At 29.8% G+C, this 11,342-nt stretch carries 15 protein-coding genes; all 15 read right to left on the minus strand.

The features are described from left to right. Positions 1–191: 191 nt before the first annotated feature. Positions 192–539, minus strand: a complete 348-nt coding sequence (gene rplS, locus HMPREF9129_RS06395; protein ID WP_004821663.1) for a 50S ribosomal protein L19 — start codon at positions 537–539, stop codon at positions 192–194. Positions 540–554: 15 nt separating this feature from the next. Further along, a complete protein-coding gene (trmD, locus tag HMPREF9129_RS06400; RefSeq protein WP_004821664.1) occupies positions 555–1,280 on the minus strand; it encodes a tRNA (guanosine(37)-N1)-methyltransferase TrmD in 726 nt (241 codons plus the stop codon). Beyond that, on the minus strand, positions 1,277–1,774 hold the full coding sequence (gene rimM, locus HMPREF9129_RS06405) for a ribosome maturation factor RimM (RefSeq protein WP_004821665.1): 498 nt from the start codon (positions 1,772–1,774) through the stop codon (positions 1,277–1,279). The genes trmD and rimM overlap by 4 nt, the downstream gene beginning before the upstream one ends. Beyond that, positions 1,767–2,003: a KH domain-containing protein gene (locus tag HMPREF9129_RS06410; protein ID WP_040552696.1), complete on the minus strand. Its 237-nt coding sequence runs from the start codon at positions 2,001–2,003 to the stop codon at positions 1,767–1,769. The genes rimM and HMPREF9129_RS06410 overlap by 8 nt, the downstream gene beginning before the upstream one ends. 18 nt (positions 2,004–2,021) lie before the next feature. Next, positions 2,022–2,309, minus strand: a complete 288-nt coding sequence (rpsP, locus tag HMPREF9129_RS06415; RefSeq protein ID WP_004821669.1) for a 30S ribosomal protein S16 — start codon at positions 2,307–2,309, stop codon at positions 2,022–2,024. Positions 2,310–2,357: 48 nt separating this feature from the next. Then, positions 2,358–3,695 carry a signal recognition particle protein gene (gene ffh, locus HMPREF9129_RS06420; RefSeq protein ID WP_004821671.1) on the minus strand — a complete coding sequence of 446 codons (1,338 nt, stop codon included), beginning with the start codon at positions 3,693–3,695 and terminating at the stop codon, positions 2,358–2,360. Further along, the gene (gene ylxM / locus HMPREF9129_RS06425; RefSeq protein ID WP_004821673.1) at positions 3,685–4,053 is read right to left on the minus strand and encodes a YlxM family DNA-binding protein; all 369 of its coding nucleotides are present in this window, start codon (positions 4,051–4,053) and stop codon (positions 3,685–3,687) included. The genes ffh and ylxM overlap by 11 nt, the downstream gene beginning before the upstream one ends. Before the next feature lie 328 nt (positions 4,054–4,381). Further along, the gene (alr, locus tag HMPREF9129_RS06430) at positions 4,382–5,539 is read right to left on the minus strand and encodes an alanine racemase (protein WP_004821675.1); all 1,158 of its coding nucleotides are present in this window, start codon (positions 5,537–5,539) and stop codon (positions 4,382–4,384) included. Between the two features lie 8 nt (positions 5,540–5,547). Beyond that, positions 5,548–6,195 (minus strand): signal recognition particle-docking protein FtsY, encoded by a 648-nt coding sequence (gene ftsY, locus HMPREF9129_RS12675; RefSeq protein WP_004821676.1) that lies wholly within the window; start codon positions 6,193–6,195, stop codon positions 5,548–5,550. Further along, the gene (locus tag HMPREF9129_RS12680; protein WP_004821678.1) at positions 6,192–6,704 is read right to left on the minus strand and encodes a signal recognition particle receptor subunit alpha; all 513 of its coding nucleotides are present in this window, start codon (positions 6,702–6,704) and stop codon (positions 6,192–6,194) included. The genes ftsY and HMPREF9129_RS12680 overlap by 4 nt, the downstream gene beginning before the upstream one ends. A 9-nt stretch (positions 6,705–6,713) precedes the next feature. Then, entirely contained in the window at positions 6,714–8,585 is a 1,872-nt protein-coding gene (locus HMPREF9129_RS10670) for an SMC hinge domain-related protein (RefSeq protein WP_004821680.1), read from the minus strand. Further along, positions 8,561–9,553, minus strand: a complete 993-nt coding sequence (locus tag HMPREF9129_RS10675; protein WP_004821681.1) for a coiled-coil domain-containing protein — start codon at positions 9,551–9,553, stop codon at positions 8,561–8,563. The genes HMPREF9129_RS10670 and HMPREF9129_RS10675 overlap by 25 nt, the downstream gene beginning before the upstream one ends. Before the next feature lie 23 nt (positions 9,554–9,576). Then, the gene (locus HMPREF9129_RS10680; RefSeq protein ID WP_083827183.1) at positions 9,577–10,167 is read right to left on the minus strand and encodes an AAA family ATPase; all 591 of its coding nucleotides are present in this window, start codon (positions 10,165–10,167) and stop codon (positions 9,577–9,579) included. A 55-nt stretch (positions 10,168–10,222) separates the two neighbouring features. Next, a complete protein-coding gene (locus HMPREF9129_RS06445; RefSeq protein ID WP_004821684.1) occupies positions 10,223–10,954 on the minus strand; it encodes a radical SAM protein in 732 nt (243 codons plus the stop codon). After that, positions 10,920–11,246 (minus strand): radical SAM protein, encoded by a 327-nt coding sequence (locus HMPREF9129_RS12395; RefSeq protein WP_306424719.1) that lies wholly within the window; start codon positions 11,244–11,246, stop codon positions 10,920–10,922. The genes HMPREF9129_RS06445 and HMPREF9129_RS12395 overlap by 35 nt, the downstream gene beginning before the upstream one ends. Positions 11,247–11,342 lie beyond the last annotated feature (96 nt).

The raw sequence follows: 11,342 nt of genomic DNA on the forward strand, positions 1-11,342 counted from the left end.
AAAAAGTATCACCAATAGGGATTGGTTATATATTTTGCTATTCCTTCTTCTCGCCTACATCTCACGATGCAAACCTTGGGAATCACTATGGAGTTTGTCGGCAACTACGCCTCTTGTGGACTTTCACCACAGACTGACAGCATGCCCGTCATACTACAAAAAACTCAGAATCTTCCGATCCTGAGTTTTAATTAATAGTTATTCTTTTCTTTAACTTTAGCTGCTTTACCTTGTCTATCTCTTAAGTAATAAAGTTTAGAACGTCTAACTTTACCTCTACGAACTACAACTAATTTTGCAATTCTTGGAGTATTCATAAGGAAAGTTCTTTCAACTCCTATACCATAAGAAATTCTTCTAACAGTAAAAGTTTTTCTTGAACTTTTTCCTTGAATCTTTATAACAGTTCCTTCGAAAGCTTGAACTCTTTCTCTTGAACCTTCAATTATTCTATAGTGAACTTGAACTGTATCTCCAACGTTAAAAGATGGAAGATCATCTCTTAATTGTTCAGCTTCTATTGCTCTTATAATGTCCATATTGCCCTCCTCTCGTCATATGTCCTTTTTTAAATCATTTAATATATCCAATTCTTCTGAAGTTAATATTTCTTCTTTTAAAAGATCTGGTCGCTTCAAAAGAGTGTTTTTTAGAGCTTCTCTTCGTCTATAGTCTTCAATTAGTTTATGATTTCCACTTAATAAAACCTCTGGTACTTCAAAACCTTCAAAATTTTGAGGTCTTGTATATTGTGGATACTCTAAAATACCTCGATAATGTGATTCATCACTGTAGCTTTCACTACTTGATAAAACTCCTGGAAGTAATCTAGTTATACCATCAATCAACACCATAGATGCCATTTCTCCACCCGTTAAAACATAATCTCCTATGGAAATTTCTTCATCTACATAATTTTCAATGACACGATTGTCAATTCCCTCATAATGTCCATTTAATAAAATTAAATGTTCTTCTTTAGAAAGGTCTACCAATTTTTTTTGGTTTAGTACACTTCCTTGGGCTGACAAATATATCACCTTACTATTAGACGTCTTAACCGAATTAATAGCTTTTTTAATTGGAGGAACTTGCATTAACATGCCCGGACCGCCACCATATGGATAATCATCAACTTTATGATGTTTATTTTCAGAAAAATCTCTGATATTTACTGTTTTAAGATCAATTTGTTTTTCTTTGATAGCCCTTGAAATTATACTATAGTTTTCTAAAATTTCAAAAAACTCAGGAAATAAAGTTAAAATACTAAATTTCACTCTAACATTCCTTCAATAGGTTCTATTATAATTTTTTTAGATTTAACATCTATATCTTTTACAAATTCAGAAACTTGTGGGATTAAATATTCTTTATCTCCATTGACAACATATACGTCATTTGCAGGATTTTCAATAAGGTCTACAACCTCACCGACCAATTGTCCGTCAGTTTTATAAACCTCACACCCAATGATATCAGATATAAAATATTCGCCTTCTTCAAGTTCAATTTTATCTTCATCACTTACATATATATAACAAGTTTTAAATTTTTCGACATCGTTAATATTATTTAACCCATCGAAAAATAAATACACAAATCTTTCTGTAACTTGTACTTTTCTTATTTTTTGATGCATTAAATCATCACCAATATAGACATTTTCAAGATTATTAAATCTTTCATTTCTACTTGTCAAAGGCAAAACTTTAAGTTCGCCTTTAATCCCTCTGGTGTTAATTATTTGCCCTATTACCGTATAATTATTCAAGTTCTTCAATTTCTAAATTGACCCTCTTATTTTCTTTTAGTGATACTGCTTTTAAGACACCTCTTATTGCCTTAGCGATCTTACCTTGTCTTCCTATAACTTTGCCCATATCACTTTGCAAAACGTACAGAGATATATCAATTTGTTCATCATTTTCTTTTGATTCCAACTTGATACTATCTGGATTATCAACTAAAGACTTAGCAATGTATTCAACTAATTCAACCATTTGAACCTCCATCAGAGATTACTCTGCATCTACTTTTGCTTCTTCTGAAACATTCTTTTTTTCTGCGTAAATGCTGTTTTCTCTAAATAGTCTGTCCACTGTATCAGTAGGCTTCGCACCATTTGCTATCCAGCTGTTTACTCTTTCTGCATCAACAACTACTTTTTTAGGTTCAGTTAAAGGATTGTAATAACCAATTTCCTCTATGAACTTACCATCTCTCGGACTACGAGAATCAGCTACAACTATTCTATAAAAAGGAGATTTTTTAGCTCCCATTCTTCTTAGTCTTATTTTAACTGCCATAATTCACCTCCATAATCAAATTAAATTTATATAAATAAATTTTTAACACTAAAACGGAAAAGGCATTCTAAATTTTTTCTTCTTCATCGCCTTGCCTAAATTTCCAAATTGCTTCATCATTTTTTTAATTTCTTTAAACTGTTTTAAAAGCCTATTTACCTCTACAGCATCAGTCCCACTGCCTGCAGCTATTCTCTTTCTTCTTGAAGAATCGATTATTTCAGGTTTTGTTCGTTCCTCTTTTGTCATAGATTTTATAATAGCTTCAACTCTTGAAAATTCTTTTCCGTCAAAATTAATACCTTTTAAAGCTCTACTATTTACTCCCGGTATCATTCCTAGCAAATCTTCGAGAGGTCCCATATTTTTCATTTGTTCCATTTGGTCTAAGAAATCATCTAATGTAAAAGTTTGTGTCCTCAACTTTTCTTCAAGTTCCTTAGCCTTCTTCTCATCTACATTAGCTTGGGCTTTTTCTATAAGAGATAAAACATCTCCCATTCCAAGTATTCTAGAAGCCATTCTATCTGGGTGGAACACTTCAAGTTGGTCAAGTTTTTCCCCCATCGCAATATACTTTATAGGTACATCTGTAACCGCTCTTATTGATAAAGCAGCCCCACCTCTAGTATCACCATCTAACTTAGTGAGAACAACACCTGTAAGCTTTAATAGTTTGTCAAAAGACTCAGCTACATTTACTGCATCTTGTCCTGTCATAGAATCTAATACAAGTAAAATTTCAGAAGGATTAGTCCCTTTATCAATTTCCTTTAATTCTTCCATCAAGTCTTCATCAATATGAAGTCTACCGGCTGTATCTATTATAACGACGTCATTTTGATTTCTCTTCGCATGCTCCAATGCAGCTTTCGCTATATCTACAGGGCTTATTTTATCCCCCATTGTATATACAGGAACATCCACACTTTCTCCAACAACCTGTAACTGTTTTATTGCCGCAGGTCTATATACATCACATGCTACCAATAAAGGTCTATTGCCTGATTTTTTAATCAACTTAGCAAGTTTTGCTGAAGTTGTAGTTTTACCAGCACCTTGAAGACCACACATCATAATTACTGTAGGCTTTTTAGATAAATCTAACTTAGACTCTCCAGTTCCCATCATGTTTTTTAGTTCTTCATTTACTATCTTTATTACTTGTTGTCCTGGAGTTAAACTTTCAAGAACATCTTGTCCTAAAGAACGTTCTTTAACTTTTTTGATGAAGTCCTTAACTACTTTGAAATTTACATCTGCTTCCAAAAGTGCAAGCTTTACTTCACGCATGGCAGCATCTATGTCTTTCTCAGTTAGTCTACCCTTTCCTGTCAATTTAGACAATGTATTTTGTAACTTTTCGGAAAGTGATTCAAATACCATTTTGAACCTCCTCATCATTTATTAAGGAAATAATTTCATTGAACATTTCTAAATTTAAATCACTAGATGAATTCTTTAAGTTTTCAAGTAAATTTAACAACTTTTCTTTTCTACTTATAGACTTATTGTAATTTTCTACAAGACCTAAAATCTTTTCATAATGCTCTAAATTTTGTACAGCTCTTTTAATGTTGTCAGAAACAGCTTGTTTTGTAATATTCAATGTTTCAGCTATTTCATTCAGCGAAAAATCATCTTCATAATACATAGATATAGCTTTCTCTTGCTTTTCAGTTAGGAGCTTAGAATAAAAATCCAACAGCATATTTATTTCTAACACATTTTCAATTTCAATCATATTATCACCTTTGGGTCAAGTTTTCTTATTGACCTTGTTTAGTATACACTCTTAGCTATATAGTGTCAAGTTATTTTTTTGACCCTATTAAAATTAATTCAATCCTAAATTGCAATATTTCAAAATCTTAAATTTGGATAAATATTTATTTTTAATACTTAAAACTCAACAATTCTAAAGATTTTTATTAACAAAATATAATTCAAATTATACTTATAATATTAATTGAAAAAATATATATTTTTTTATAGAAAATTGATATAAAATAAACAATAAAAAACTCCTTTTATTTTCATTCTAACGAGCTTAATTAAAAGGAGTTAATCATTTAATTTAATATTTCATCTGTAGATTTTATTATATTTCCATCTTTAGTATATACTCTGCAAAGTCTAGGACTCAAATGTGTTAAAAATGGTGTATTACATTCTTCTGCAGCTTCTGAATATTCATTTAACCAAATTTTTTCAGAACCTTGCTCTCCAACCAATACTACCTCATCGCCAACTTCACATTCTATTCCAGTTACATCGACCATCAATTGATCCATACATATAACTCCTATTTGGCGACATCTTTTCCCTTTAATAAGCACTTCTATCTTACCTGACATAGCTCTTAAAAGTCCATCTGAATAACCTATTGGTATAGTAGCTACCTTAGTTGGCTTTTCAGCTTTAAATACTAAGCCATAACTAACACCCTCACCTTTTTGAATCGTTTTTACATGAGCAACTTCAGATTTTATACTGGCGATAAATTCTAATCCAAAATTTAATGCTTCTTCTATATTCCCATCATGAGTTCCATATATGGCTATACCAGGTCTAACGGCATCTAATGAATATTCTGGATACGAAAATACCCCACCTGTATTATTTATATGTTTCATACCAAGCTCAATACCTTTAGCTTCTAATCTCTCTGTAAAATCAATAAATTTTGAAAACTGGTTCTTTGTAAATTCCAGATTCTCTTCTGCATCAGCAAAATGAGAAAAAATACCAGTTATATTTGTATTAGGTAGTTTTGAAATATTTTCTATTTCAGCTAAACTTGCATCTGTTGGTTTGAATCCTAAACGATTCATCCCTGTGTCTATCTTTATATGAATATTAGTAGTCATTCCAATTTTTTTGGATACTTCATTTATCTTTTTAGCTGTATCATAGCTATACACTGTGAAAGTCAAATTATTTCTTATTGAACTTTCGTATAGATATTCTGGTGTATATCCTAATACTAATATTTCTACATTTTTAAATTCCCGTCTTATTCTAATTCCCTCTGACATAGCCGCTACTGCAAAATTATAAACACCAATTTCTATTAAATGCCTTACTATTTCGACATCTCCCATGCTATAAGCGTTACTTTTGACTATAGCTATAATCTTAGTTGATTCAGGTATATGACTTCTTATAGCTTCTATATTTCTTTCAAGTTTATCTAAATCTATTTCAATTCTAGATGGTCTACTGAACATATTGCGCCTCACTCTAAAATGGCATCAATAAATGAACCCATTTCAAACTTTTGTAAATCTTCTATTTTTTCTCCGACACCTACTAACTTTATAGGTATGCCCAACTCACTTTGTAGTGCTATTACTACTCCACCTTTTGCTGTACCATCAAGTTTAGTTAAAACAATCCCAGTTATATCTGCAACTTCTTTAAATAACTTAGCTTGGCTAAGTGCATTTTGCCCTGTAGTCGCATCTAGTACTAAAAGTGTTTCCCTTTTTGCATTTGAAAAATCTCTAGAGATAATTTTATTTATTTTTTCTAATTCTTTCATTAAGTTAGCTTTGTTATGAAGTCTACCAGCAGTATCACAAATCAATACATCTATATTTCTTGATTTTGCAGCACTTATTCCATCATATATTACAGCTGCCGGGTCAGCACCTTCTGAATGACTTATTACATCTACATTAGCCCTATCTCCCCAAGTTTTTAATTGATCTATTGCTGCCGCTCTAAAAGTATCTGCCGCTGCAATGAGAACACTCTTGCCTTCGCTTTTCAATTTTGAAGATAACTTACCTATTGTAGTAGTTTTACCAACTCCATTTACCCCTATAACTAATATAACAGTTTGGTTAGACGTTTCTATTGTAGAATCTAAGTCAGGATTCATAATTTTTTAATTTCTTCTTTTAATAGAGGAATGACTTTACTAGGGTCATTTATTTTTTCTTGAATTATAGTTTCTCTAAGATTGTCAATTAATTTCATCGTAGTTTCCATACCTATATCAGCCGAAATTAATATATCTTCCAAATCTTCTAATAATTCATCATCTATTTTTACATAGGCTCCCAAAATAGTGTTTATCTTTACAGTCATCTCTTGTCTTGTTTTAGAAAGACCATCTTTTAATTTTTTGAATAAATTAAATTTAGGTTTTTCTTCTACTTCTTCTAAAACTTCATTTAAATCATCTACCGAGGTTGGTTCTTCTATCTCTTCTTTATAATCTTCAATTGCAATAAAATTAGAAGTTTCATCTACAGAATCTATACCTACTTCTTCTGTATTTTCTTCAATAGACTCATCAATATTTTCAACTATATCTTCTTTTAAATCTATTTCTTCAATATTTTCAGCTTTATTCCCCTTAAATTTATCTTTTATCCATTTAAACATAGTTCCCCCCTAATCGAGTTTAACAGAAATTATTTTGCTAATACCTTTTTCCTCCATAGTAACACCATATAAAACATTTGCTATTTCCATGGTTAATTTTCTATGTGTAATAATTATAAATTGAATATCTTCCAATGTCATTAAATAATCAGCATATTTTTTTATATTTGCATCATCTAATGCTGCATCTATCTCATCTAGTATACAAAACGGAGCTGGTCTAACTTTTAACAATGCAAATAAAAGTGCCACAGCAGTAAGAGCTCTCTCTCCCCCCGATAACAAAGATAGTGATTGCAATTTTTTCCCAGGCGGCTCAGCTTTTATTTCTATCCCACCTTCTAATGCAGTATCTTCCAATTCAATTTTAGCTCTTCCTCCATTAAACAATATCTTGAAAATTTCTTCAAAATATTTGGAGACCTTATTAAAAGTATTAGAAAATAAAACTTTCATTTCTGACTCTAGTTTAGATATTATCTGCTCTATTTCTTTTTGCGATTCAAGCATATCATCAATTTGTTCTTTAGTAAATCCCAGTCTTTCAACAAGTAGCTGGTATTCTTCAACTGCTCCAAGATTTACATTTCCCAAACTTTCAATTTCTCGTTTTAGTTCATTAATTTTTGACTTAGAAACTTTAGAATCTTCTGGTACATCATCAAATTCAACTATCCCATAAGTTTCAAAAATATGCTCTTTTATTATAGAAATTCTATCCTTAACTCTATCTATTTTGGAACCAATTTTAGCTATTTCTGATTCTAGGACAATACGCTTTTCTTGATAATTTTCCAACTCTTGTCTGTTAGCTTTTAATTCTAAATTATTTTTCTTTCTTTTTTCTTCAACTAAAAAAACTCTATTTTCAATTTCAGATTTTGAATTATTTATTGCCTCAATATCTATATTTGAAGTCGATATTTTTTGATTAAGTCTTTCTATTTCTAAATTAGCATTAATAATACTATTTTTTATATTATCTCGATTTATCTGAGCATTATGTTCTGAAGTTTTTATAAATTCTATTTCACTCTTAATTGAAGTTATCTTTGAAACAAAATCATTTATGGTAAGTGTTAATTGAAATTTTTTCTCTTTTAATTTTTCTAAATCTTCTTTTAAATTCTCAAACTTTTCATCACTTATATCAGAATTTGTCTCATTAATTTTTTGGTTAAGTCTTTCCTTATTATTTGATAATTCTTCAAATGTAAGTTTATCTTCTTCTATCTGTTTTGTAAGTTCAGCTTCTTCACTTTTATATTTTTCAATATAAATTTGGTTTGATTTAACAGAATTTGTCAATCCAGATAAATTATTTTCAACTTTTATTATCTCTTGGCTTAAAGCCAATTCTTCTTTTAGATCTGAATTAATCTCTTCATCAATACTTTTTAAATTCTGTTTAGATTTATCATATTGACTCTCAAGCTGCTTTTCAGAATTTGATAAATTCGAAATTTGTTTTTGTAAGTCATCTAATTCATTTTTTCTAGATATTATTTCAGAACTAAATTTATTTAAGCTTCCTCCAGTTACAGAGCCACCTATATTAAAACTGTCCCCTCTTAAAGTTACAACTCTATACCGAGCCCCAAACTGTTTAGCAATAGTTGTCCCTGAAACAAAATCTTTAACAACCAAAGTTCTTCCCAATAGATTTTTAAATATATTTTCAAATTCAGGTTTAAATTCTATAAGCTCGTAACCTAATCCCAATATATTACTATCTTTTGGAACGTCACCAGATGATTTAAACTTCATACTATCAATAGGTAAAAAAGTTACTCTACCCATCTTTTTAGTGTTTAAGTATTCTATTATTTTTTTAGCAGAGTTTAATTTATCTACAATTATATTCTGTAAAGCTCCACCCAATGCAACAGATATGGCTGTTTCATATTCTTTTTTACTTTAAAATTCTCTGCAACAGGTCCTACTATCTCTTGCTCAAAATCACCTCGTTTGGTGATATTCATAAGGCTTTTTACACTTTTGTTGTAACCTTCAAAAGAATTATTTAAATTTTTAAGGGCTGTATATTGTGCTTCTGTATGAGAAATCTTCTTTTGCAACTCTTGCAAACTATTATAATTAGAAATTACTTCGCTGTTCGCCTTTTCTCTTTCTCTTTTACTTACTTCCGATTTTTTTCTAAGAGCATCCAAATTTTCTTTAATAGAGTTATATTTTTTCTCAGCACTTTCTCTTAATTCTTCAATTTCTTCATTGTTAGAATATAAAGTTTTTAAATTTTCTTTAATATTGTCAAGCCTACTATTTTTTTCAGACTTCATAACATTCAAAATACTTAATTTTGAATTTATTGCTGACAATTCATTTTCTATATTTTTTATTCCAACATTATATGAATTTATTTCTTCTTCTTTGTTTTTAAGCTCAACTGATAAATCATATATTTTTTTGACAAAATCATTTTGTTCAGTTTTTAATTCTTCAATTTTAAACTCATATTCTGATTTATCTTTTTCTAACTCTAAAATTCTAGAATCAGCTTTTACTGAAGAATCTTCTAATTCTTTTAACAAGTTTTTATCATTTTCTAAATTTTTAGTATAGTTTTCCAACTTCACTAATACAACATCAAGTTCAGACTTTTCTCTTTGAATATTTAATTCAAATTCCTTTAGTTCATTTCTGACAAGTTCTGCTTCTTCTTCAGTTTTTTCACTCTCTAAAGAAATATTTTCTATTTTTGCTTTAAACTCTTCTATATTTTTGATAACATAAGATAAATTTTGTTCATTCTCTGTTAATTCCTGCTCAGCTTCGCCAACTTTTTTATCTAAGTCTACAAGTTCATAGGCTGCTAAATTTATTTCCAATCTTTTAAGTTCTTTACTTTTTTCTAAATAAATAGTTGCATCTTCAGAAGCTTTTTTAAATCTTTTTCTCTTGATTCAAGCTCAGATAAAATATCATTTAGTCTAAGTATATTTTCCTTAGTCCTCTTTAATTTTAATTCACTTTCGTGTTTTCTTAATTTAAACTTTGAAACACCAGCTGCTTCTTCAAATATCTGTCTTCTCTCATCAGGTTTATTGCTTAAAATTCTATCTATCTGACCTTGACTGATAAGTGAATATCCATCTTTTCCTATACCAGTATCTAGAAATAGTTCTCTTATATCTTTTAATCTACATTTAGTGCCATTTATTAAGAAATCAGACTCTAAAGATCGATACATTCTTCTTGTTATCTGTACTTCTCTAAAATCAAGAGGAATACTTCCATCTGAATTGTCAAAAACTATACTAACTTCTGCAAATCCTGTAGCTTTTCGTTTGTCAGTTCCAGAGAAAATTACATCCTCCATCTTACTTCCTCTAAGATTCTTAATAGAAGTTTCTCCTAAAACCCAAATAATTGCATCAGTTATATTACTTTTCCCGCTTCCATTTGGTCCAACTATAGCTGTTATTGAATTATTAAAATCAATTTTAGTTTATTTAAAAAGATTTAAATCCTTGTATGTATATGGATTTTAAAATCATTTACTCACCAGCCTTAAAAGATATAATATTTTCATTAAAAGATATTTGAATCATATCATTTAAATTATTATCTATCTTCATTTCTACATTTTCTAAATTTAGAGCTTCTATTAAATGTTTTTTGCCTACACCTTTATTTCCAGCTATCAACGAAATATTTCTTCCTGAGGCAACAACTTTTATACTATTGACATTTTCAAGTTCTAATAACTTTATTATCTGTTCAGTTATCAATTCGCTTTCAACTAATTGTCTTATAGCCGGATGGAAAGGCCCTGCCACAACATCTTTCCCTAATTGGATGTTGTCAGTAGGTTGTAACCCCACTCGTATAACTTCTATGCCAGCTTTAGTGTACATAGGCAATAATTTCTTTATCCAACTTACAGCTTCTTCAACACTTTGTGGAGTATAAAGCCCAGAGTTATATAACATCTCTAATTCTGTATCTTTTATTACAAGTGTAGGATATATTCGCACAAATTTAGGATTTATTTTAATAAATTCTTCTGCTGTATATATACTTTTTTCAAGTTCATCCCCATATAGGCCTAACATCTGTTGTAAACCAAGTTCAAATCCAAACTTTTTTATAAGCTCAGCCGACTTATAAACTGACGCTACACTATGACCACGTTTTGAAAGTCGAAGTACATCTTTATCTAAACTCTGTACGCCTAATTCTATCGTTTTAACATTATATTTTTTTAATAAATTCAATCTTTTTTTCATCTATTGCATCAGGTCTTGTAGACAATCTAATTGAATCAAATCTATTCGGTTCAATATATTTATTTATTAACTTTAAAATCCACTCTTGTGTGTCTATGTCAATTGCAGTAAAAGACCCTCCGTAGAGGGCAATTTCAAATTTATTATCATTTTTAAAATATGATGAATATGTTTCGATAGTATCTCTAATATCTTTTTCAGTTATAGACGTAGAAATACCAGTAATCTTTCTCTGATTACAAAAAACACAATCATTTGGACAGCCTTCATGAGGTACAAAAATTGGTATTATATTTTTTTACTCATATATCTCTCCTAATTTTATTAAACACTCTTTAGCTGCCATTTGTTGAGCTTTCTTTTTAGACGAGCCCTCTCCTTTAGCTAA

Origin of the sequence: Peptoniphilus indolicus ATCC 29427 (assembly GCF_000227315.1) — a bacterium.
GTDB classification, from domain to species: Bacteria; Bacillota; Clostridia; order Tissierellales; family Peptoniphilaceae; genus Peptoniphilus; species Peptoniphilus indolicus.